This is a genomic window from Pseudomonas sp. MWU13-2862, from assembly GCF_023242495.1.
Classification (GTDB): domain Bacteria; phylum Pseudomonadota; class Gammaproteobacteria; order Pseudomonadales; family Pseudomonadaceae; genus Aquipseudomonas; species Aquipseudomonas gingeri_D.
Genome location: NZ_JALMEZ010000002.1, coordinates 63,116 through 85,634, shown reverse-complemented (window position 1 = coordinate 85,634; position 22,519 = coordinate 63,116). Strand labels below are relative to the sequence as shown.

Annotated in this window: 17 protein-coding genes; 7 read left to right on the top strand and 10 right to left on the bottom strand. The window is 58.8% G+C overall.

Annotated elements, in window-relative coordinates:
• The first annotated feature begins 17 nt into the window (after positions 1–17).
• Both M5C56_RS03870 and M5C56_RS03865 read left to right on the top strand, forming a co-directional pair.
• Positions 18–1,601, top strand: a complete 1,584-nt coding sequence (locus M5C56_RS03870; protein WP_103494904.1) for an FAD-dependent oxidoreductase — start codon at positions 18–20, stop codon at positions 1,599–1,601.
• 23 nt (positions 1,602–1,624) lie between these two features.
• Complete coding sequence (locus M5C56_RS03865; RefSeq protein ID WP_103494882.1) at positions 1,625–2,059, top strand: RidA family protein; 435 nt, start codon at positions 1,625–1,627, stop codon at positions 2,057–2,059.
• Positions 2,060–2,113: 54 nt separating this feature from the next.
• Here the strand turns inward: M5C56_RS03865 and M5C56_RS03860 are convergent, their stop codons facing one another.
• On the bottom strand, positions 2,114–4,246 hold the full coding sequence (locus M5C56_RS03860) for a TonB-dependent receptor (RefSeq protein ID WP_103494881.1): 2,133 nt from the start codon (positions 4,244–4,246) through the stop codon (positions 2,114–2,116).
• Between the two features lie 492 nt (positions 4,247–4,738).
• Positions 4,739–6,040, bottom strand: coding sequence for a divalent metal cation transporter (locus M5C56_RS03855; RefSeq protein ID WP_103494880.1), 1,302 nt, complete (start codon positions 6,038–6,040; stop codon positions 4,739–4,741).
• Between the two features lie 270 nt (positions 6,041–6,310).
• On the opposite strand from M5C56_RS03855, the gene pcaQ reads away from it, so the two are divergent.
• Positions 6,311–7,240: a pca operon transcription factor PcaQ gene (gene pcaQ, locus M5C56_RS03850; RefSeq protein ID WP_103494879.1), complete on the top strand. Its 930-nt coding sequence runs from the start codon at positions 6,311–6,313 to the stop codon at positions 7,238–7,240.
• A 111-nt stretch (positions 7,241–7,351) separates the two neighbouring features.
• On the opposite strand, the gene M5C56_RS03845 is transcribed toward pcaQ, so the two are convergent.
• Both M5C56_RS03845 and M5C56_RS03840 read right to left on the bottom strand, forming a co-directional pair.
• Entirely contained in the window at positions 7,352–8,602 is a 1,251-nt protein-coding gene (locus M5C56_RS03845; RefSeq protein ID WP_103494878.1) for an OprD family porin, read from the bottom strand.
• 134 nt (positions 8,603–8,736) lie between these two features.
• Positions 8,737–10,065 (bottom strand): MFS transporter, encoded by a 1,329-nt coding sequence (locus M5C56_RS03840; RefSeq protein WP_103494877.1) that lies wholly within the window; start codon positions 10,063–10,065, stop codon positions 8,737–8,739.
• A gap of 333 nt (positions 10,066–10,398) precedes the next feature.
• Here M5C56_RS03840 and quiC point away from each other — a divergent pair, with 333 nt between their 5' ends.
• Positions 10,399–12,306 carry a 3-dehydroshikimate dehydratase QuiC gene (gene quiC / locus M5C56_RS03835; RefSeq protein ID WP_103494876.1) on the top strand — a complete coding sequence of 636 codons (1,908 nt, stop codon included), beginning with the start codon at positions 10,399–10,401 and terminating at the stop codon, positions 12,304–12,306.
• A 67-nt stretch (positions 12,307–12,373) separates the two neighbouring features.
• A complete protein-coding gene (locus M5C56_RS03830; RefSeq protein WP_103494875.1) occupies positions 12,374–13,051 on the top strand; it encodes a TetR family transcriptional regulator in 678 nt (225 codons plus the stop codon).
• A gap of 68 nt (positions 13,052–13,119) precedes the next feature.
• On the opposite strand, the gene M5C56_RS03825 is transcribed toward M5C56_RS03830, so the two are convergent.
• From M5C56_RS03825 to M5C56_RS03805, 5 genes are all read right to left on the bottom strand, one after another.
• A complete protein-coding gene (locus M5C56_RS03825) occupies positions 13,120–13,977 on the bottom strand; it encodes a shikimate dehydrogenase (protein WP_103494874.1) in 858 nt (285 codons plus the stop codon).
• Positions 13,978–13,982: 5 nt separating this feature from the next.
• The gene (gene aroQ, locus M5C56_RS03820) at positions 13,983–14,423 is read right to left on the bottom strand and encodes a type II 3-dehydroquinate dehydratase (protein WP_103494873.1); all 441 of its coding nucleotides are present in this window, start codon (positions 14,421–14,423) and stop codon (positions 13,983–13,985) included.
• A gap of 245 nt (positions 14,424–14,668) precedes the next feature.
• Entirely contained in the window at positions 14,669–15,589 is a 921-nt protein-coding gene (locus tag M5C56_RS03815) for an aldo/keto reductase (protein WP_247263055.1), read from the bottom strand.
• 95 nt (positions 15,590–15,684) lie between these two features.
• The gene (locus M5C56_RS03810) at positions 15,685–16,677 is read right to left on the bottom strand and encodes an HD domain-containing phosphohydrolase (RefSeq protein WP_247263064.1); all 993 of its coding nucleotides are present in this window, start codon (positions 16,675–16,677) and stop codon (positions 15,685–15,687) included.
• Positions 16,678–16,693: 16 nt separating this feature from the next.
• Positions 16,694–19,660 (bottom strand): MHYT domain-containing protein, encoded by a 2,967-nt coding sequence (locus M5C56_RS03805; protein ID WP_103494870.1) that lies wholly within the window; start codon positions 19,658–19,660, stop codon positions 16,694–16,696.
• Positions 19,661–20,037: 377 nt separating this feature from the next.
• Between M5C56_RS03805 and M5C56_RS03800 the strand changes: the two genes are divergently transcribed.
• Together M5C56_RS03800 and M5C56_RS03795 are read left to right on the top strand one after the other, a co-directional pair.
• Complete coding sequence (locus tag M5C56_RS03800; RefSeq protein WP_103494869.1) at positions 20,038–21,543, top strand: sensor domain-containing diguanylate cyclase; 1,506 nt, start codon at positions 20,038–20,040, stop codon at positions 21,541–21,543.
• A 30-nt stretch (positions 21,544–21,573) separates the two neighbouring features.
• Positions 21,574–21,957 (top strand): c-type cytochrome, encoded by a 384-nt coding sequence (locus M5C56_RS03795; RefSeq protein ID WP_103494868.1) that lies wholly within the window; start codon positions 21,574–21,576, stop codon positions 21,955–21,957.
• A 64-nt stretch (positions 21,958–22,021) separates the two neighbouring features.
• Here M5C56_RS03795 and M5C56_RS03790 read toward each other — a convergent pair whose 3' ends face one another.
• Entirely contained in the window at positions 22,022–22,504 is a 483-nt protein-coding gene (locus tag M5C56_RS03790) for a GNAT family N-acetyltransferase (RefSeq protein WP_103494867.1), read from the bottom strand.
• Positions 22,505–22,519 lie beyond the last annotated feature (15 nt).

Here is a 22,519-nt window from a genome sequence, read left to right as displayed (position 1 = left end):
TCAGGGGAGTAATGAATATGGGACTGACTCGACGTGAAGCGCTTTCCAGCATCGCTGCCGTGGGGGGCGAGAAAGCGCTCAAGGATGCGCTTGCCGTATTGGGATTGGGGCCTTCGTCGCACCGGCGGCCGCAACCCTTGAAGCTGCAAAAGGACCTGGGGCAGGGCACCCGTGTGCTGGTGCTCGGCGCCGGGGTTGCCGGGCTGGTGACTGCCCTGGAACTGACCCGGGCCGGGTTCAAGGTGCAAGTGCTGGAAGCCCGTGACCGTGTGGGGGGCCGTACCTGGAGCCTGCGCAACGGTGATCGGGTCGACTACAAGGATGGGCGCACGCAGACCGTGGCCTTTGACCCGGGCCTGTATTTCAACGCAGGCCCGGCGCGGATTCCCAGTCAACATCGGACCTTGCTCGATTACTGCAGTGAACTGGGCGTGCCGCTGGAAGTATTGGTCAACAGCAGCCATGGCGCTCAGGTGCGCCCGGACCTGCAACAGCCGGCGTTCACCGTCGGCCAGGCGGTCAACGATGCCCGTGGGCATCTGTCGGGGTTATTGGCCACGGCGGTGCGCCGTGATGCCCTGGACGATGTGTTGAGCGCCGAGGAACGTAGCCGCCTGCTGGCGTTCCTGCAGGTCTATGGTGATCTGTCACAGGAGCTGGCTTTCGAAGGCAGCATTCGCTCCGGCCACCTCGAATCGCCCCGGCATCCCGGGGCATTGCCCGCTCGCCCGACCCCGGTGGCCCTGGAGCGACTGCTGCATCCGGAGCTCTGGGGCGCGTTGCTGCACACTGAGTTTCCCGAGTTCTCGGCCACCATGTTCCAGCCGGTGGGCGGGATGGATCGCATCACCGATGCCTTCTATCAGCGCCTGACCGAACAGGTGCAACTGGGTGCCCAGGTGCGCCGTATTCGTCAGCTCGAGGACGGTGTGGCGGTGACCTATCACGATCAGCACAGTGGCCGCGAGCAGGTGGTGCGTGCCGACTATCTGGTGTCGACCTTGCCGCTGCCGCTGCTGGCCAGGCTGGACACCGACTTCAGCGATCCGGTGAAGGCGGCGCTGCTCAGCACCCGCAGTGATCAGGCAACCAAGGTGGCCTGGCAATCCCCGCGCTTCTGGGAAACCGAGTACCGCACCTACGGCGGGTTGTCCTGGATCGAACATCCGGCGCGGGTGCTGTGGTACCCCAGCAACGACCTGAATACCCGCGAGGGACTGTTGGTGGCCGGCTATGTCACAGGTCCTGGTGCCGATGCCTTCGGCGAGCAGCCCCTTGAGGCGCAATACGCGACCTCCCGGGAGGCGGTCGAGTTGCTGCATCCGGGGTACTCCCGGCAACTGCGTCACCCTCTGGCGGTGTCCTGGGAGCAGATCCCCTACAGCGAAGGCCCATGGCTGCAACGCGAACACTTTCCCGCCGAGGCCAGCGCCCTGCTGGAAGAACCCCATGGCAGGGTGTATTTCGCCGGCGACGGCCTGGTGCAAAGCGGTGTCGGCATCTGGCAGGAGTCGGCCGCCAATTCGGCGCGCCATGTGGTCGGGCAGTTGGCCGAGCGAATCATCCAGCAGCGACAGGCAGCGGCCCTGGCCGCGTCATAAGCATTCATTGAAGGAGAAACAAGATGAGCAGCAGCATTCAACGTACCAGCGTCGGCGATTTCCCTATCTCGCAAACCGTGACCGTGCCGGCCTCCGCCGGCCTGGTGTTCGTCAGTGGCACCTTGCCGGACCTCGCTGACCCGCAAGCCCCGGCGGGTACTCCGGCGGCCTATGGCAATACCCAGGTGCAGACCGTTTCAGTGTTCAACAAGCTGCGCAAGATCCTCCAGCAACAAGCTCTGGACCTGGGGGATATCGTGCAGTTGCGAGTGTTCCTGGTAGGCGCCGAGGAGACGGGCGGCAAGCTCGATTTTGCCGGGCTGCAAGCCGGATATACGCAGTTTTTCGGCACCCGCGAGCAGCCCAACAAACCGGCGCGCACGGCCTTGCAAGTGGTGGCCTTGCCATTGCCCGGCGCCCTGGTGGAAGTCGAGGCGATAGCGGCCAGGACGGCCTGATAGCTCGTCCTGTCATTCAGTGGAAAGCGCTGATCACCAGGGCGTGATCAGCGCTCAGAGATCGTAGCGCACCGACAACAACAGGGTTCGCGGGTCGTTGATCGAGTAGTAGCGAGCACCGCTGGAGGGCACATAACCGACCGCTTGCGGGTAGGCCCGGTCGAGCAGGTTCTTCACTGACAGCGTGGTGGTCCAGTGACCGTCGCCGCTGACATAGCTGGTGTGGGCGTTCCAGAAGGTTTGTGTCGGGATTTCCTGGATATCATCGTTCAGCGCATTGGCGTAGGACTTGGTCTGGAATTGCGCGTCGGTGCCGGCCTGCAAGGTGCCGGGCAGCCCGATCGGGATGGTGTAGTTGAGGCCGACGCTGGCGTTCCAGCGTGGCGAGTACACCAACTGCTTGCCGTCGGCATTGACGCCGGCGCCGCCGGCATTTGCGAAGTCGTCGTACTTGCTTTGCAGGTAGCCGAGGTTGGCGGTCAGTTGCAGGTCGCTGCTCAGTGCGGTCAGGGTTTCCAGCTCGACGCCGTAGGTGTGGGCCCGACCGACGTTGGTCCGCAGGCTCACGCCCAGCGCCGGGTCGTAGGCGTTGGTCTGCAGGTCCTTGTAGTCGTTGTAGAACAGGGCGACGTTGGCCCGCAGGCGTTGGTCGAAGAAGTCTCCCTTGAAGCCGGTTTCCCAGGTGGTGACGTCCTCCGGGGAGAAGGCCTGTTCGGCGGCGGCCAGGGTCGGTGCGCGGTTGTCATAGCCACCGGCCTTGAAACCTTTGGCGACGTAGGCGTACTGGTTCAGATGCGCGGTCCAGGCGTATTCGAAGCCGAGTTTCGGGCTGGTGGATTGCCAGGACTGGCTCACATTGGCGGTGAAGTTGGTGCCGGTGATCTGCCGGTTGGTATTGATGGCGTAGTTGGTGTAGTCGAAGTTCTTGTGTTCATGGGTAGAGCGTAGCCCGGCGATCAGCGACAGCCGGGGCGTGATCTTGTAACTGCCCTGGCCGTACAAGGCGTAGCTTTCGGTGTCTGTGGTGCTGTACTGGCCCTGGCCGATCACCTGGTTGCGCGCAATCGAGTAGGTCAGGCTGTCACGGTCGGCTTCGAATTTTTCACGGTACAGGTACAGGCCGGTGCTGAAGCTGAAATCGTCGTAGTTGCCGTTGAGCTGGAATTCCTGGGTGCCATAGTTCTGGTTATAGGTGATCAGGTTCTGCTGAATCAGCGCGGCCTGTCCCGAGTTGTCATAGTCCACGGGTTGGTTGAACGCGGAGTAGGCGGTCACCGACTTGAAGTTCAAGTGGTCATCGATCGTATAGATGGCGCGCAGTACCGAACTGCCTTGATCGAGACGGTTCTTCGGATCGAGGCTGCTGTAGCTGGTGAATTTGTCGAAGTGGCCGTTGGCATCAAAGGGGGTGTAGCTGGTGGTGTCGCCACGGTCGAAGGTGCCGGCCAGGGTCAGTTGCACGTCCCACGGCGAATCAATGGGATTGAAGCGCAGCTTGCCGCGGTAGGACTGGATATCGATGTTGTTCACGTCCTTGCCGCGGGTCGGGTCGGAAACGGTGCCGTCCCGGCTCAGGCGAATCGCCGAAAAACTCCCGAACAAGGCGTTGTCCACCAACGGGCCGCTGATCAGCAGGCGGGCGTTCTGCGCGTCGTAGTTGCCGGCGCCGAGTTCGAAGAAACCCCGGGTTTCCTGGGTCGGGTCGCGCGTGATCACCCGGATGGCCCCGGCGCTGCTGTTGCGCCCATACAGCGTACCTTGAGGGCCGCGCAAAACTTCGACGCGCTCGACGTCGTTGAAGTCGAGCATCGAGGAAATCGCCCGCGGGATATACAGGTCATCGGCGTAGACCGCGACAGCAGACTCCTGGATCGGATCGGTCTCGCCGATGCCGCGAATGCCGTAGGTCTGCGCACTGTAGGAAATCGACTGACGGCTCAGGCTCAGGTTCGGTACTTGCCCGGAAAGGTCGCGGATGCTTTTGATCTGCTTGTCCTCAAGGGCTTTTTCGTCGAATGCGGAGATCGCCAGCGGGGTCTTTTGCAAGTCCTCGGCGTGGTGTTCGGCCGTGACCGTGACAACGGGGAGGGCTCCCTCCTTGGTGTCTTCGTCGGCGTGGGCCGACAATCCGAACAGAGCCAACGATATGGCCAGCGTCAGACGGTTTGAAGTGAAGATGTCGTGCATGGTGAACCCCTGGTGTGTAGAAGTGACGTTGGTGTCGTTATGTTTTTTTGGGCAAAGCGTTGCCGGGGCCATGATCCGAAAGCCATGGCAGCGGCGGTTTGAGTCGGTTTCAGGTTTGGGTGCGGCGGTTGACCGTGGAGTGATGTCGGCCGGAAAAAACGCGCAGTTCCGTGGGCCTCCACCTGGTCAGGGGTCGGTGATGGTTGTAACAATATTTGTATATTAAGCGGCTGTAAAAGTCCGATTAGTTATAAGTTAATTATAAAAAACAGGCATTAAGTTTGTGGTTTAGATGCGTAACTCTGATGTTGGTATAGAGCGATCAAAACGTAATCGCGGGCAAGCCACGCTCCCACGGGGGATGGATAACCCGTGGACACGCGACTTGCCCGCGATGACAAACGGTGGGTAGTGCCTGGGTGCTCCGTCTCGGCAACATCCCGTCGGAGCACCTGAAGCACACAATCAATAAAGGCCCTGACCCCTTGAGTCCTACCCCAGAACAAACATCGCCACCGCCGCCACCCCCATCACGGCCGTCGCCACCCAGCCCAGGGCAATCAACGGCCGGCTTGCCGTGAAGTCTCCCATCACCGATTTCTTCGACACCAGCATGATGATGACCACCATCAGCGGCACCGCCACGACCCCGTTGATCACGGCACTCCAGAACAGCGCTTTCATGGGGCTGATGGGCGAGTACTGGATGGCCAGTGCGGCAAGTACGCTGATGGCGATGATGCCGTAGAACCCCCGGGCGTCGCGTACTTTACGTTCGAGGCCTTCATTCCAGCCCAACGCTTCGGAAAGGGCGTAGGCGCCAGAGCCCGCCAGCACCGGTACGCCGATCATGCCAACGCCGAGTATGCCGAGGGCGAAGAGCAGGTAGGCGAAGTCACCGGCCAGTGGCCGCAGGGCGCTGGCGGCTTGTGCCGCGGTGTTGATGTCGGTCACGCCAGCCACGTTCAGGGTTACGGCCGTCGCGAGAATGATGAAGTAGGCGGTGATGTTGGAGTAGAGCATGCCACTCCAGGTGTCCCAGCGGATACGTTGCAACTCCTTGCGCGCTTCGCGCGGGTCTTGATTGAGCGGTGCATTCAGGGGTGGGTTCTGCATGTCCTCGACTTCTTCCGAGGTCTGCCAGAAAAACAGATAAGGGCTGATGGTCGTACCGAACATCGCGACGACCACAGCGGCAGCGGTCGCGTCCGGGGTGAAGTGGGGCCAGACGGTACGCAGGGCGACCTGCTCCCACGGGATATGCACGGTAAACAGTACGGCGGCGTAAGCCAGCAGCGAAAGCGTCAGCCACTTCAGGAAAAACACGTAGCGGTGGTAAGGGACGAACATCTGCAGTGCCAGTGTCCCGAAGACGAAGAGCGCGGTCATGAGGTGTCGGTTGATGCCACTGACCAGTTCCGCCACCTCTCCCATGGCGGCCACGTCAGCGGCAATATTCAGGGTATTGGCGATGAGCAGGAGCAGAACGACGCTCTGTAGCACAATGGGTGGAAAGGCCGTCTTGATGTTGGCCGCGAGTCCCTTGCCGGTGACTCGGCCGAGGTTGGCGCACATCGATTGAACGGCGGCCATCAGGGGAAAGGTCAGCGGCATCGTCCACAGCATGTTCAAGCCGAATTGGGCGCCCGCCTGTGAGTAGGTGGCGATGCCGCTAGGGTCGTCGTCGGCCACGCCGGTGATGAGCCCGGGGCCCAGCTTCGACAGCGGGTGCTCTTTCAGGCGCCCCCACAGAACCCGGAAAATATTGGTACGGGGAGCGCGTTCAACGTCCATCGATACACCTCAAGAGTGCTGCGCCGGGAAGGGGGAGTGAGCGATGCTGTTGAGGGGCAACGGTTTACACCGATGACAAGTATAGAGGTCAAGGTTGCCCACCTCTATATGAATACAGGGCTATTGTTTCAAACGTTTGATCCAGTCATAAAGGTTGGCGCCATCCCTCGACAGTTAGCTACCTGAGCGTCGGCACAGATAGTACTGGCGACGGTCATCCACCTCCAGGTCGAACAGTTTCATCCATTCACCCGACAGGCAAGGTCCATAGTGAACATCGATACCCGCATCAAATTCCGCCATCTGCTGTGTTTTCTCGAAGTGGCCCGCCAAGGCAGTCTGACGCGCGCCTCGGACAAACTGGCGATCAGCCAGCCGGCGCTTTCCAAAACTCTCAAAGAGTTGGAAACCCTGCTGGCCACAACTCTGTTCGCGCGCAGTAAAAGCGGTGCGGTGTTGACTGAAGCCGGGGTGGCTTTTCTGCGTTATGCGGGGCCGAGTGTACAAGCGCTACGCGAGGGGGTGAACAGCCTGCGTTCCGGCGAGCATGAACCTGTCACCGCTAGGCTCGGCGTACTCTCCACCGTGGAAAGCCTGCTGGTACCGGAAGTCGTCTGCCGTTTGCACGCTCGACATCCTGCGCTGGTCGTCAGTGTGGTCACTGGGCCGAGTGCGTACCTGCTGTCCCAACTGCGGGTCGGTGAGTTGGACCTGGTGGTCGGCCGCATGACCGAGAGTCCGCAGATTCTTGGGCTGGCATTCGAACATCTGTACAGCGAGTCCATGACCTTGGTGGTGCGTAACGGCCATCCGCTATTGGCCGATTCGCGGGCGCCTAAAAATCTTGAAGACTACCCATTGGTATTGCCATTGGCGGGGACGACGATTCGCAAGTTCGCCGACAGTCTGTTTGTGCAGCATGGCATCAGCCCGCCAAGCCAGAGACTGGAAACCCTGTCATTAACCTTGAGCCGACGTTACGTGCAGTGCAGCCAGGCGATCTGGGTGGCGCCATTCGACGCTGTACGGCAAGACCTGAGTCGAGGTGAGTTGGTGGAGCTGGAGCTGGGGATTCGCGAGCCCGGTGGTTCGGTGGGGCTGTGCAGCAATCCGGCGCTGCCGATGCCATTGGCGGCCCAGTGGTGTGTGGATGTGCTGCGCGAGGTCGGGCAGGAGTATCGAGATGGACGTTATCCGTAACCATTTGGATAGAGGGGCAATATTGCGTGAGGTGATATCGGGGGGAACTGCGCCACAGACTGCAACTCGGCAGGGCGCGCAGTTGACCGGCGCCCTGCTTTTTTCGTCTTGTTACAGCAGCGACAGCGGGTAGCTGATAATCAACCGATTCTCGTCGAACTCGTTGGTGCTGTAGTCTCGACGCATGTTTGAGTTACGTAGCCTCAGCGACAGGTTTTTGAGGGTGCCTGACTGAATGACGTAAGCCAGCTCCGACTCCCGCACCCACTCCCGGCCGGTGCTGGTGCTGGTGGTGTGCACGTTGTCGCCACGGATGTAGCGGTTCATTATCGTCAGGCCGGGGATGCCGAGGGCGGCGAAGTCGTAGTCATGCCGCAGTTGCCAGGAGTGCTCGCCGGCGTTGTCGAAGCTGGAGTTATAGCTGTCGTTGGCCAGTGTGCCGCCGCTGGTGCTATTGACCCGCATCCAGTTGTCGCCGTTGACCTTTTGCAGGCCGAGGTAAAAGGTGTTGGCTGCGTACCTTGCCGAAAACATCCCTGACCAGGTTTTGTTATCAAGATGACCTGCCAGATGGCTGCCATCGTCCTTTCCGGTGAAGAAACCGAGGTTGGCGCCCAGTATCCAGTCGCCCATCGGCTGACGGTGAGTCAGGTTGAAATACTGTTGCTGGTAGATATCTTCCAATTGGGCATGCCACACGCCGACTTGGGTGCGATTGTCGTTGAAGGTGTATTCGGCACCACCAAAGTTGAAGCGGTCGGACGTCACCTTCGGCACGTTGAATAGCGACATGTCCTCCATGAGGCCATCGTTGCGTGGGCTGTTGCCACGGAACTGGCCGCCATAAAGCGTCAGGCCATCGATTTCCCTGGACGTGATCTGTCCCCCGCGAAAGGTTTGCGGCAGCGAGCGGCCGTCATCGGAGCGCAGGATGGGCAGTACGGGCATCCATTCTCCGACCTTCAACTCCGTCTTGGAAAAGCGCGCCTTGACGGCCACTCCAGTACGTCCGAAATCATCTGCCGGAGAGCCGTCACTGTGGATGGGCAGCAACTGCGTGCCCCCCGTGCCCTTGCTGCCATCGAGCTTCATTGAATACAGCCCCAGCACATCGACACCAAAGCCGACCGTGCCTTGGGTGAAGCCGGAACGGGCGTCGAGGATGAAGCTCTGGGTCCACTCCTGGGCAGTGCGTTGCGCGTTGGCGGGGTTGACGAAATCACGATTGATGAAGAAGTTCCGAATATTCAGATTGACGTTGGCATCGTCGATAAATCCGGCTGCCTGGGTGGTGACTGGAACAAGGACGCTGGCGGCGACAGCGGCTGGAAGTGCGCTGATAAGATGACGAATTTCGGGCATGGCAAGGGACCTTCTTATAGTTATATGAGGGCATCGAATTCGGGGCTGGTTAGTGCTTTTGAACATTTCTTGCTGGGAATGCTTCAAGAAAAGAGGCCTGGAGGGCGGCCTCTTTTACCGACAATCAAGGGTGATCAGTCCTTGATGACTTCAACATCGCGCGGGGACATGAAGTACATCCAGATCAGGGCGATGAAGTACATCGCCGGGATCATCATGAGCAGCACGCTGTAGTTGTTGTTCGTCGCGGTCAGTACCGCGCCGACGATCTGGGTCATGAACATGCCGCCAATCGCAGCGCACATGCCACCGAAACCGAACACGGTACTGATCAGGTCCTTGGGCGTGTAATCCATCACCAGGCTCCAGATATTCGCAGTCCAGGCCTGGTGTGCGCCGACGGCCAGGGCGATGGCCAATACCGCAATCCACAAGCCGCTGGCATTGGCGGCGAAAATCACGCCGATGATGGTGATCGCGAATATCAACATCGATAGCAGTCGCGATGTGGTCGCACGCATGCCGCGACCGATCAGCCAGGAAGAAAGGATCCCGCCGCCGATACTGCCGAAGTCGGCCGTCAACCAGATCAGCATGAGCGGAATGCCCATCTGGGTAACGCTGATGCCCAGGTTGTATTGCTGATTGAGGAACGGCGGCAGCCAGTACAGGTAGAACCAGAACACGGGAGCCGTGAGCGCATAGGCCAAGGCAAACGCCCAGGTGCCGCGCATACGCAGGATGCGTGAGAAGGGGACTTTGGCCGACGCCGGCTCGACGTCCTTATTGATGTAATCCAGCTCGCTTTGGCGCACGGTGGGGTGATCTTCGGGGTTGTGGTACTTCAAGCTCCACCACACCACCCAGATCAAGCCCAGCAGGCCCATGCAGATGAACGCCGCTTGCCAGCCCCATACGGACAGGATCAAGGGCAGCAGGGCAGGGGTCATCATCGCGCCAACGTTGGTCCCGGCATTGAATATGCCGGTCGCGACAGCGCGCTCACCGGCTGGGAACCACAGTCGAGTGGTCTTCATGCAGGACGGGTAGTTGGCGGCTTCGGTCAGGCCGAGAACGAAACGGCAGACCATGAAGCCGACGGCGGAGGTCGCCAGGCCATGGGCGCCGGTGGTGAAACTCCACAGCAACACGGCCAGGAAGAATGCACGCTTGACCCCGACCCGATCGATGAAGCGGCCTTGCAGCACAAAGCCGATGGCATAACCGACCTGGAACCAGAAGTTGATGTTGGCGTAATCCATCGCCGTCCAGCTCATTTCCTTGGCGAGGAGCGGCTGCATGATGCCAAGGGCGGCGCGGTCGATGTAGTTCAGTGTGGTGGCGAAAAATACCAGGGCGAGCATGCCCCAGCGGGTTTTGCCAACGGCCATGGCATCGCGGATTTTTTCACCGATACCCGGGGGCGCCGCAGTTGTGCGGGAAGTTACTTCGGTTTGAAACATGGCTAAGGCCCTATTCTTGAAATTGTTATGAGCTGGCGGGTGACACGACCGGGGACGATTAAATTCCCAAGGCATTGGCTAACGGTGTTGCGGGCTCGTCCTATGAATGTGCAGCTAGTTTTGAGCAGCGAGCGAAACAGCGTCAATTGGCAAAGGCGGCTTCTGTTCGATAATCGAACACAAAACTAACTGGTTAGTACATTTGTGATTGTCGTGCTAATTTCTCAAGCGAATAATTCGCTGCAGCACCCAGCATGGCCCCGAACAGGCTGATCAATCCGGTGCTTTAACAGGGCGGCCCGTAGTAGCCGCATTCATCCAGGAGCCCGCAGCATGCAGCGTTCGATTGCCACCGTTTCCTTGAGCGGTACCTTGCCGGAGAAACTCGAAGCCATTGCGGCCGCGGGTTTTGACGGTGTGGAAATCTTCGAAAATGATCTCCTTTACGATGATGGCAGTCCGCGCAACATCCGGCAGATGTGTGCTGATCTGGGTATCGCCATTACCTTGTTTCAACCGTTTCGCGACTTCGAAGGCTGCCGTCGTGATCGCCTGCAGCGCAATATCGACCGCGTCGAGCGAAAGTTCGACTTGATGCAGGAGCTGGGCACCGACCTGGTTCTGGTGTGCAGTAACACCGCTACGGATTCGCTGGGCGATGAACGTATTCTTCTGGATGACCTGAGCCTGCTCGCCGAGCGCGCCGGCGCTCGAAACCTGCGGATTGGCTACGAAGCGCTGGCGTGGGGGCGTCATGTCAACACCTGGCAGCAGGTGTGGAACCTGGTACGCCAGGTCGATCATCCGGCGCTTGGCGTGCTGCTCGACAGCTTCCATACCTTGTCACTCAAGGGCGACCCCAGCGCCATTGCGCAGATTCCCGGCGACAAGATTTTCTTCGTGCAGATGGCTGATGCGCCGCTTTTGGCCATGGATGTGCTGGAGTGGAGCCGACATTTCCGCTGCTTCCCCGGCCAGGGGGAGTTTGATCTGGCCGGATTCCTCGCGCCAATCCTGCGTAGCGGTTACACCGGGCCGTTGTCGCTGGAAATCTTCAACGATGGCTTCCGTGCCGCGCCGCCTCGAGCCAACGCGGCGGATGGCCTGCGCTCGCTGCTGTACCTGGAAGAAAAAACCCGCAGGCTGTTGGAAAAAGACGTCGAGCCGATCAACACCGACATACTCTTCAACCCACCTTCGGCAAGCCGCTATGACGGCGTTGAGTTCCTCGAGTTCGCGGTAGATGAAGCCCAGGGTGCACGGCTGTCCACCTGGCTGGAGAACCTCGGCTTTGCCCATCTCGGTCAGCATCGCTCGAAAGCGGTCAGCCTGCTGGGTCAAGGCGATATCAAGATCGTGCTCAACGCCGAACCCTATTCGTTCGCCCATAATTTTTTCGAGGCGCACGGCCCTTCGCTATGTGCCATGGCGTTACGGGTCGAGAACGGCAGTGCGGCGTTGGAGCGCGCGCAGATGTACAAGGGGCAGCCATACCGTGGCCTGGTCGGTCCCAACGAACGCGAGATTCCTTCCGTACGTGCGCCGGATGGCAGCCTGATCTATCTGGTTGAACCGACCGAGGCGGGCAAGTCGATCTACGACAGCGATTTCAAGTTGGACCCACAAGCGATGCCGGGAGGAGGCTTGCAGCGCATCGATCACATGGCGATGGCGTTGCCTGCGGACAGTCTCGACAGTTGGGTACTGTTCTATAAAAGCTTGCTGGACTTCGAGGCCGACGACGAAGTGGTGCTGCCCGATCCCTACGGCCTGGTCAAAAGCCGGGCGTTGCGCAGCCAATGCAGCACCGTGCGTTTGCCGCTGAACATCTCGGAAAATCGTAACACGGCGATCTCCCATGCACTGTCCAGTTATCAGGGCTCAGGGGTGCACCATATTGCATTTTCCTGTGAGGATATCTTTGCTGAAGTCAGCCGCGCCAAGGCGGCTCAGGTGCCGCTGTTGGATATCCCGCTCAATTACTATGACGACTTGGCGGCGCGCTTCGACTTCGACGATGAGTTCCTCAGCGAGCTGGCCTATTTCAACGTGCTCTATGACCGCGATGCCCAGGGTGGCGAGTTGTTCCACGTCTACACGGAGCCGTTCGGCGACCGCTTTTTCTTCGAGATCCTGCAACGCAAGAAGGGTTATGTCGGCTATGGCGCGGCCAACGTAGCGGTGCGACTGGCCGCGATGGCCAAGTCCCGTAGAGGTGCCGTGCGCCAGGCCAGGCTCTGAATGAGACTTCCTTCCGGGAGACGCTCAGCCCATAATCGGGCGACTCCAACGCGGTCGTGAGCCCAGAATGACGAATTTCGCCGATGCCGGTGCACCTCAACCCCTCGAAGCACGGCACAAGGGCCGAAAAAACAACCCGGAACAAACCCGCAAGGACATCCTCCAGGCAGCCATTGTCGAGTTTGTCAGCCTGGGTTTGTCCGGTGCGCGGGTCGACGCCATCGCCGAGCGCACGAAAACATCGAAGCGCATGATCTATTACTACTTCGGTAGCAAGGAACAGCTCTACGTTGAAGTCCTCGAGAAGCTCTACGGCGACATCAGGCGAACAGAAAGTCAGCTGCAACTGGCCGAGCTGGAACCACTGCAAGCCATCCAGCGCCTTGTGGAGTTCACGTTCGACCACCATGACCGCAATGTCGATTTCGTACGCATCGTCGGCATCGAAAACATCCACAACGGTGCCAACGTCAAGCAGTCCCCGGCGATTCGCTCGATGAGCCATCACGTCCTGGAGACAATCAAGGAAACGTTACTGCGCGGTGAAGCCCAAGGGGTTTTTCGTCGGGGCGTAGAGGCCATCGATTTGCATATGCTGATCAGCTCCTTCTGTTTTTATCGAGTCTCCAACCGGCATACCTTCAGTGAGATATTCCAGATCGATCTCTCCGAGGAACAGATCAAGCATCGGCACAAGGCGATGATTTGCGAGTCGGTGCTGCACTACTTGCAGGCCGGCATCTGATATTCACGCTCCCGCGCGAAGACCCGCGGCGGCGCGATTGATAGACGCACCGCCTCGGTTTTTCGGGCTCAGCTGTTCATGCTGTTAAAGTGCGCCTGCATGCGCTCGGCGTCGGCCGGGCACTCAGTGAACAGCTCGAAGGCCTTGACTGCCTGGAACACGGCCATGCTGCCGCCATCCAGCGTGCGGCAACCCAAGGCGCGAGCCTGTTTGAGCAGCTCGGTTTCGAGTGGGAAGTAGATGATCTCGGCCACCCATAACCCGGCGTGCAGAAGTGTCACCGGCAGTGGCGTGCCAGGCAGTTTTGCCATGCCCACCGGGGTGGTATTGACCACGCCATCAGCCGCCGCAAGGGCTGCAGCTAGATCCCGCCCGACAATCGCCCGTCCAGCTCCGAAGTGTGCGTTCAGGTTATCAACCAGAGCCTGGGCGCGACTCGGATCGACTTCAAATATCGCCAGTTGCCCGACCCCTTCGGACAGCAACGCATGTGCCACCGCCGCACCGGCGCCGCCGGCCCCCATCTGTATCACACGGTGACGTGCGGCCTGGGCAAGACCACGGCGAAACCCCTCGGCAAACCCAAGGCAATCGGTGTTGTGGCCGATACGCTTGCCCTCCCTGAACACCACCGTGTTGACCGCGCCAATACCGCGCGCCTCGTCAGAAAGCTCATCGAGCAAGGGGAGGATGGCCTGCTTGCAGGGATAGGTGATATTGAGCCCGGTGTAACCCATCCGTTCAGCGCTCTTGAGCAGTTCGGGCAGCCCGTTGACGTCGAGTTTCAAGGCATCCAGATCGATCAGCCGATACACATAGCGAATGCCCTGGGCATCACCTTCCTGTTCGTGCATGGCCGGTGTACGCGAGGCTTGGATACCAGCACCAATCAGGCCGGCCAGTACGGATTTCTTGTTCAGGTTCATGGCGATCAGACTTTCAATAAGTGGGCGAAATGTTCAAGGGCGAGACGGTAGCCGTGGGTTCCCATTCCGCAAATCACGCCGACAGCAATGGCCGAGACAAATGAGTGATGGCGGAACTCTTCACGTTTGTGCACGTTGGACAGGTGCACTTCGATCACCGGTAACTCTGCGGCGATCAAGGCGTCGCGGATCGCCACGGAGGTATGGGTCCAGGCTGCCGGGTTGATCACGATGCCTCCACAGCGACCTCGGGACTGATGAATCCAGTCGATGAGTTCACCTTCATGATTGGTTTGGCGAAACTCGATTTGCAGACCGTGAGAGGCGGCCGTGCGTTCACACAGATCGGCGACATCAGCCAGTGTTTCGTAGCCGTAAGTGGCCGGCTCACGAGTGCCCAGCATGTTCAGGTTCGGGCCATTGAGCACCAGGATTACATGAGTCATTGCAATGACCTCCATTGTTTTTTTCACGCATCGGCAGAGGCAGCCAAGCAGGCGTCGTGAAAATGTACCAAATGGTTAATTTCGTCAACAGGGTGGCGCATCGATGTTGAGCCTGAGCGAAGGCCGAAAAGCCAACGAGAGGGTACACGTCGGCCGCAAAGCGTGATGGGCAGGGAGGTTCGGCTCTGGTGCCGGGTTTGGGAGAGCCGTTTGAGTCAGAGAAAACCTGTGCGGTTATCGCCCATCTACGGCACCTCATGGCCCTGTGCCGAGCTCAGAAGCTCGAACCAGTGATCTTTCGTCAGCGTTAGCTGGCAGGCATCTACCGACTCACGTAGCACCTCGATGCGTCTCGAGCCCGAGATGAGCAGTGGCCGGCTGGGCAGTGCAAGCAGCCAAGCCATCAGGATCGTTGTAGCAGGCGCACCCAGTTGCTCTCCCAGGTGCGTCAGGGTCTCCCTGACTCGGCTGGCCACGGGGTCCGAATCGGTAAAAATACGCCCGCCACCGAGCGGCGACCAGAGCATGGGCGCGCACTTGAGCTGTTGAGCCTGGTCGAAGGTCCCATCATAGAGAGGGGCCAGTTGCAGCAGCGAACATTCGACCTGGTTGGTCACCAGTGACAGACCGTTGGCGACCATTCTGTCCTGGAGCAGGGCGAACTGGGAGGGGGTAAAGTTCGAGACACCGAAATCCCGTACTTTTCCTTCCTGATGCAACGCCTTGAAGGCCCGTGCAACCTCATCCGCATCCATCAACGGATCGGGACGGTGGATCAGCAGCACATCCAGGTACTCGGTATGCAGGGCGCGCAGTGAGTGCTCGGCCGAGGCGACAATGTGCTCGAAACCGGTGTCATAGGTCTTGAGTCGATGCTCCGGCCGCCGAGACGAGAGCAACTTGATTCCGCACTTGCTGACCAGTTGCATCTGTTCGCGCAAATGCGGGGCGGCGGCGAGCACTTCGCCAAACAAGGCTTCAGACTGATAGTTGCCGTAGATGTCCGCGTGATCGAAGCTTGTCACTCCGAGTTCGAGCGCGGCTTCAATCAGTTGCCGGCGCTCATGGACGGACAGCGACCACTCGCTCAAACGCCACATGCCAAAGATGATCCGTGAAAACTCCGCCCCTTGTGGGGTGAGGGATACTCGTGATGAGGTGCTCATTAATATTTCCCTATCATCCTTGCTCATGACGTTATGGACCAGGCAGCCCTTCGTGACACTCGGATTCAACTGAGCGGGAAGCCAGGCGCAAGCGCTCAGGATTCAGCATCGGCCCAGCGTTCGCGTATCTTGAGGATTTCAGGCAGGCAGTCCAGAAATATCCCTACCAATTCAGGGTCGAAATGCTGGTTGCATTGCTGGCGTATCAGTCCTACGGCGTCCTCGACAGACCAGGCGCGTTTATAGGGCCGCTCACTCGTGAGGGCATCGAACACATCGGCTATGGCGACCACACGGGCGACATGGGGGATGTCTTCACCGGCGAGTCCATTGGGGTAGCCGCTGCCGTCCCATTTTTCGTGATGGCTCAGCGCGATAATTTGCGCCGTATGCAGCAGCCCTGAAGGGTGGTCGCCGATAATTTTGGCGCCGATCACGGTGTGCTGGCGCATGATCTGCCATTCATCCTCCGTGAGCTTGCCAGGCTTTTGCAGGATGGCGTCCGGGATACCGATCTTGCCGACATCGTGCATCGGCGCGGCATGCAGTAAATCATCCGCTGCGTAGCGGCTATAGCCCGCGGCCAGGGCCAGCGTCTGCGCAAAGTGGCTCATGCGTATGACGTGCAGGCCGGTCTCGTTGTCCTTGAACTCGGCCGCCGTGCCCAGGCGCTGGATGATCTGCAAGCGTGTATCGCGCAGCTCCTGTGCCTGCACGAGCGACAAGTGGGTGCGCACGCGGGCTTTGACGATACCGGGATGGTAGGGCTTGCCTATGTAGTCGACCGCGCCCAGTTCCAGGCCGCGTGTCTCGTTGTCGACCTCGCTCAGCGCGGTGACGAAGATCACGGGGATGGCGCTCGTGCAGGGATCTTGCTTGAGCGCTGTGCAGACGTCGTAGCCTGAAAGGCCTGGCATCATGATGTCGAGTAAAATCAGGTCCGGGCGATCAGTGCGCACAAGTTCCAGGGCCTTGTACCCGTCTTTGGCGAAGAGTAGTCGGTAGTCATCCTGCAGCGTGTGGCGCAGGACCTGAAGATTGATTGCCTCATCATCGACCAGCAGCAAGGTCGGGCGTTGGTCTGTCATTCGCTTCATAGCCGGCTCACGCTTGGGGTTCCGTGGCATGGGTGGTGACGAGCTGCAGCAGCAGCGTGTGAGCGTGGTCTAACTCAAAGGTATCAACCGCAGTCCGCAAAGCTTGGACTTGCGCGCGTTCGCCGAGACTTTCCAGGCCCGTGCACACCTTCTCCAGTACCGCATCGTTCAATTCACTGTGCTCAAAGCATCTCAGCAGAGCCTGCATGTGGGCGAGGAGTTCGGGCTCCAGCATGGGCGATTGAGGTACTTCGTTATCGACGACGAGTGCCTCACTGGCCTGTAGCTCCTTGGCGGCTGACTGCAGCAAGAGGCGCAGTTGGGTGATTTGCGGTCGTGCTTCCTCGCGCCATCCTGTCCTGACCATGTCCTCCAGTGTGCTGGCCAACTCAGTCACGGCCGGTAGGGCAAGATTACCCGCTGCGCCGTGAATGCTATGGAGACTGAGCAGTGTCGCCTCCCAATCAACTGAGCGCTCTGCTTCATCCGGGAGTGGATGGTTGACCGCCGTTGCGCTCAGGAACTGCTCAAGCGCTTTGGCCAATCTCGTTTTACTGCCCCATAGCGAGGTGCCGGCTATCCAATCGATCAACTGGGATGGCGGTGCGGTTCGATCCTGCTCGCGGGAGGACGAGGGGCGACGTTCGAGGTTCAGCACCTGCGCGATCTCATCGAATAACCGTGGCGCGTCCAGTGGCTTTACGGCAAAGCCGTCCATTCCGGCCTGGCGTGCGGTTTTCCGGTCCTCGGCCATCACGCTGGCGGTAAGCGCGATGACGGGGGTGTGAGGGCGAGAGTGGGTGCGTTCGTACTGGCGGATCAGCCGAGTGGCTTGCAGGCCGTCGGTGCGAGGCATATGGACATCCATCAGCACCAGGTCGAAGTGTTCAGTCCTGAATTTCTCTACCGCCTCATCCCCATCATGAGCCATCACGATGGTGTGTCCGCCGGCGCCCAGTGTCAGTGTCAGGAGCTCGAGGTTTTGGGCGACGTCGTCGGCGATCAGGATCTTCAGGGGCGGCAGTGCCTGATGGTAGGTCGTGGGTTTAAGGGCCGCCGGTTTTTGTCCGATGGGCAGGGGCAGCAGCACGTGGAAGGTGCTACCGCATCCGAGCGCGCTTTCGACCTCGATACGGCCGCTCATCTGCTCGACCAACTGGCGCGCGATCGTGGTGCCTAACCCTGTGCCACCGAAACGACGGCTGATGGAGGCATCGGCCTGCGTAAACGGTGCAAATATCGACTCGGCCTGCTGGGGCGTCATGCCGATGCCCGTGTCCTTGACCTTCACATGCACACCGTCGGGCTCATGGCTGAACGAGATATCGACGCGACCGTGTTCAGTGAACTTGATGGCATTGCCGACCAGGTTGGTCAGTATCTGCAGGATGCGCAGCGGATCGCCGCGGAAGTATTCATTCATGTCGCTCGGGTAGTGCGTGGAGAGGGTCAGGTGCTTGGCGTGTGCCCCCAGTCGCAGGGAGGATTCGATCTGCAGTGCCAGACCTTTGAGCGAGAAATCTATGGCCTCAAGTGCCAAGCTGCCATGTTCCATCTTCGAGGTGTCGAGGATGTCGTTGATCAACCCGAGCAGGGATCTTGATGATTGCCGTACGGTGTTCAGGTGGTTGCGTTGGATCGATGTCAGATCCCCCTGCAACAAGAGCTCGGTGAAGCCGATGATGGAGTTCATCGGCGTGCGGATTTCGTGGCTCATATTGGCCAGAAAGGTACTTTTGGCCGTAGCCGCGCGTTCGGCCCGTTCAGCAGTCTCGCGCAGCGATGCCTCCAGTGTATGGCGTTCGGTGATGTCGGTCACGAAACCGACGAACAGCAGCTCGTTGGGCAGATCAACACGACCGACGGCCAGGCGCATCGGCATCAGGCTGCCGTCTTTGCGCAAGCCCATGACCTCTCGACCTATTCCGATGATCTTCGGTGTGCCGGATGTCTGGTAATTGTGGAGGTAACTGTCATGCCGAGACTGGTCGGGTTCGGGCATCAGCATCTTGATGTTACGGCCGAAGACTTCCTCGGCCGTCCAGCCGAACAGCCGTTCCGCCGAGTGGTTGAAGCTCTGGATCAATCCATGGCTGTCGATGGTGATGATGCCGTCGACGGCGGTGTCGAGGATGGCACGCATGCGTGACTTGCTGTCCTCGATCTTGAGATTGTTCTCCTCCATCGTCTGGTACAGCTTGCGTGAGTGCATCAGTCCATTGAGCGCAAATACCAGCACAGTCACCGTGACGGTGAAGGTGGAAAGCGCAAACGAGGCAAAGGTCGCGTTGATCAGTACGCTGGCGGTGGCGTTGTCCGGGGTACCGATGAAGCGTACGGCGGCCATGCCGGTGTAGTGCATGCCGGCGATCGCCGAGCCCATGAAGGTACCACTGATCAGTAACCGCCTGATTGAGTTGAGCGCGGTGTGTTGCAGCCCGTAACTCACCCACAGCGCAAACACCGCGAGGCTGATGGCCAGCAAGATAGAGAGGGCAAAGATGAGGGGGTCATAGCGCATCTGCAACGATGTTTGCATCGCGGCCATCCCGATGTAATGCATCGTGCCAATGCCTAAACCCACCAGGGTGCCGCTCATGACCAGGTGCGGCAGTGTCACTTCACGCCTTGTCAGCATCAGCAAGGCGAACCAGGACGCCACGCAGGCGGGTAGCAGGGAGAGCAGGGTCAGGGCGGTGGCGTAGTTGACGTGGGTGTGGAGGTCGAATGACAGCATGCCGATGAAGTGCATGGTCCAGATGCCGCCACCCAAGGCGATTGCGCCAGTGCTGATGGCGACGTGCCGATACCAGGCGTTTTCAGCTTTGCGCGCGATCTGTGCGGTTTGCAACGACATCGTCGCCGAAAAGATCGACACCAGAATCGAGAGCAGCACCAGGCCCGAATTGTGGGAACCGTGCACATAGGGCATATCGATTGAAGTGTCGATGAAAAAGGCTTTTAACCCTTCCATATGGCGTTCATCTCTTTGTAAGGAGGGTCATCGATTCCATGAGAAGGAGTCCATAGGAAGCCATTCATTGGATCCGCCTTTTTCGAGGCGCAAGTAGCAACTTCCTGTGTCGGCGACCTCTTTAAGTTCTTGAATGCTTTTCGAGTGGGAAGACTCACCTTGAAGCGAGGATGCGCTCGCCAGGGGGATGCAACTGATCGGTTGGCTTGTCCTGCTGATCAGCTCGGCAGTCTGCATCTTCCTCCCTCATCACTCTGTTGCTGCAGCGATCCACGACTACTTGTATCCTTGTTCAAGAAAAGGACGAATGGCTGCCGCTATTGCCCTGGTCCAATAGTCGCTGAAACGGAAAACCGGACTTTCCATAGGGTCGTAATGTGAAGCGTGATACCCACCTGGTTGTGCTTTTGCTGTTGGTTATCGGTTGCTCCCTGGCGTCACTGACGGTCTGGAAGGTGTTGGCCTCTCGAGATCAAGCACTGGAGGAAGTGAACATCCATGGCTTGAACCTTACCCAGGCGCTTGTTACTTATTCCGAAGGTATCGTCCGCCAAAGCTCGCTGCTTTTGCTCGGGCTTGTCGAACGGCTGGAAACCGAAGGTAGCGGACCTGCGCAGATTCAGCGGCTGAGTGCATTGGTCAGCCGCCAGGAGCCGCTGATGCCACAGCTCAGTAGTATCGCGATCTACGATAATCAGGGGCGCTGGTTGATGTCCTCCAACCTGCCGATTCCAGCCGGGGTGAACAACACTGATCGGGCCTATTTCATTCATCACCGTGACGATCCATCCCGTGAGATCTTTATCGGTCCGCCAATCCAGAGCCGATCTAATCAGGAATGGGTGATCACCATCAGCCGGCGTTTCAATGATCCTCGCGGTGAGTTCGCCGGCGTAGTGGTGGTCACCTTGGGGGTCGAAAACTTCCTGCGGTTGTTTGGAAAGATCGACGTGGGGCAGGAGGGCGCTATCGGTTTGTCCCATACCGACGGTACGTTGCTGGTTCGCTATCCTTTCCGCGAGCAGGACATGGGGCGCAACTTTTCCAAGTCGCCCATCTATACAAAGTATCTTGTCGATCGATCAGTCGGCACTGCGTCGTTTACCTCCAGCCTGGACGGCGTGGAGCGGCTCTACGCTTTCCGACAGAGTGACCGGCTGCCGCTGATAACGACTGTGGCACTAGGCAAGCGCGAAGCCCTCGCCGCGTGGCGGACGGAGGCACTGCTGTCGGCGGTGGTGGTGACGGGGCTGTTGGGGCTTACCGGTCTTATCGGCTGGTTCTTGATCCTGGATATCCGTCGGCGGACCAAGGCAGAAGATCAGTTGCGTGGAGCCCAGCAACAGTTGCTCTCATCGAATCGACAGCTTGAGTTGCTTGCCATGAAGGACGCCCTGACCGGTTTGGCAAATCGGCGCTGCTTTGATGAGAGCCTCGCCATGGAGGCTCGGCGAGCACAGCGTGAGGGTACGACGCTGGCATTGATGATGATCGATATCGACTACTTCAAGCGCTTTAACGACTCGTTCGGGCATGTGGCAGGAGACGCATGCCTGCAGACGGTTGGCAGAATCTTCGAGGCGTGCGTAAGGCGACCGTCAGATCTGGTGGCACGTTATGGCGGAGAGGAGATGGGCATCATCATGCCTGACACCGACAGTGACGGTGCCGCGGTGGTGGCGCAACTTATCCTCGACCGTTTGAAGCAAGAAAACATTGCGCACAACACCAGCCCATTCGGACGGCTGAGTGTGAGCATTGGGATTGCCACAGCCACGGGATCTCAACTGGACCATTTGCGAGGGTTGATTGAGGTGGCAGATCAGGCTCTCTATAACGCCAAGGCGTTCGGACGTAACCAGTTTGTGAGTGGCGGGTTGTGATCTGATTGATACAACAGGGCTATATGGAAAATGAAAGTGAAAATATTATTCATCGCGTCGCTGGGCATTTTATCGCTCATTCAAGCATCACTGTCTTTTGCGGATAACGCCAATGGAAAAAATCTCTATTCACAGAGATGTGCCATGTGCCACGGAGCAGATCTCAAGGGAACAGGACCCTTGGCTAATAAAAGCAATCCTCCTGCACCTGACCTCACAACATCCGTTTTCAAAAAACGACTAAATGATTATCCGGGCGTTATTGTGTCATCGATAATACTTCGTCCAAATGGAGACTTGATTCCAAAAACGTTGCGAGAGAGTGGTGTAAAACTATCGCCATTCGCTTGGAAGGTTCAGGATTTTCGCGATTTAAATCAATATATGAAGGGTGTAATTTCAAAAAGTCGATGATTTTTAGAGGTTGAAGACGGATCGCTCACTTAGGTGTGTTTGCCATTGGCTTACCGAGATCCGTCTAGCCGCTCCAGCCGACAGCATGCCTGCTGGCGCGGACATAATAATTATCAAACTCACCACTTTCGACGAACTCAAAGCCATGACGAATGTAAAAGCGATTTGAGGCGCTTTCTTTGAGGGCCCCCACCTTAATTGAACGCCCTTTCTCATCAGCTTCTCTGAAAATTTGGGTGAGCACTTCAGAGCCTATTCCCGTCCCTTGAGCGCCAGGTATCACGTACAAGTGGTCAAGCAGAAGCTCGCGCTGATGGTCTTTGATGACTACAAAACCGACCAGATCACCACACACCTCCACACGGCGTGTACTGTTCGCGTCGAAACCATCGAGAAACCGTTCTCGCGCACGCTCAGGATCAAATCGCCCAACCCGCTCAAGGCTTTCGCGCATGGCTTCAATCCGGATAGCTACCAGATCTTCCAGGTCGCTGCTGGACGCAGGGCATAAAATGACAGGGGATTTTCGATTTGAAGAAACGGGCATAACTAACACTCTCGC

What these genes read in the sequence shown, in the direction of transcription:
- M5C56_RS03815 (WP_247263055.1), bottom strand. Translation starts at nt 15,589, where the DNA reads ATGAGCACCTCATCACGAGTATCCCTCACCCCACAAGGGGCGGAGTTT.
- M5C56_RS03865 (WP_103494882.1), top strand. Translation starts at nt 1,625, where the DNA reads ATGAGCAGCAGCATTCAACGTACCAGCGTCGGCGATTTCCCTATCTCG.
- M5C56_RS03810 (WP_247263064.1), bottom strand. Translation starts at nt 16,677, where the DNA reads ATGACAGACCAACGCCCGACCTTGCTGCTGGTCGATGATGAGGCAATC.
- aroQ (WP_103494873.1), bottom strand. Translation starts at nt 14,423, where the DNA reads ATGACTCATGTAATCCTGGTGCTCAATGGCCCGAACCTGAACATGCTG.
- M5C56_RS03870 (WP_103494904.1), top strand. Translation starts at nt 18, where the DNA reads ATGGGACTGACTCGACGTGAAGCGCTTTCCAGCATCGCTGCCGTGGGG.
- M5C56_RS03860 (WP_103494881.1), bottom strand. Translation starts at nt 4,246, where the DNA reads ATGCACGACATCTTCACTTCAAACCGTCTGACGCTGGCCATATCGTTG.
- quiC (WP_103494876.1), top strand. Translation starts at nt 10,399, where the DNA reads ATGCAGCGTTCGATTGCCACCGTTTCCTTGAGCGGTACCTTGCCGGAG.
- M5C56_RS03790 (WP_103494867.1), bottom strand. Translation starts at nt 22,504, where the DNA reads ATGCCCGTTTCTTCAAATCGAAAATCCCCTGTCATTTTATGCCCTGCG.
- M5C56_RS03825 (WP_103494874.1), bottom strand. Translation starts at nt 13,977, where the DNA reads ATGAACCTGAACAAGAAATCCGTACTGGCCGGCCTGATTGGTGCTGGT.
- M5C56_RS03830 (WP_103494875.1), top strand. Translation starts at nt 12,374, where the DNA reads ATGACGAATTTCGCCGATGCCGGTGCACCTCAACCCCTCGAAGCACGG.
- M5C56_RS03840 (WP_103494877.1), bottom strand. Translation starts at nt 10,065, where the DNA reads ATGTTTCAAACCGAAGTAACTTCCCGCACAACTGCGGCGCCCCCGGGT.
- M5C56_RS03795 (WP_103494868.1), top strand. Translation starts at nt 21,574, where the DNA reads ATGAAAGTGAAAATATTATTCATCGCGTCGCTGGGCATTTTATCGCTC.
- M5C56_RS03855 (WP_103494880.1), bottom strand. Translation starts at nt 6,040, where the DNA reads ATGGACGTTGAACGCGCTCCCCGTACCAATATTTTCCGGGTTCTGTGG.
- M5C56_RS03805 (WP_103494870.1), bottom strand. Translation starts at nt 19,660, where the DNA reads ATGGAAGGGTTAAAAGCCTTTTTCATCGACACTTCAATCGATATGCCC.
- M5C56_RS03845 (WP_103494878.1), bottom strand. Translation starts at nt 8,602, where the DNA reads ATGCCCGAAATTCGTCATCTTATCAGCGCACTTCCAGCCGCTGTCGCC.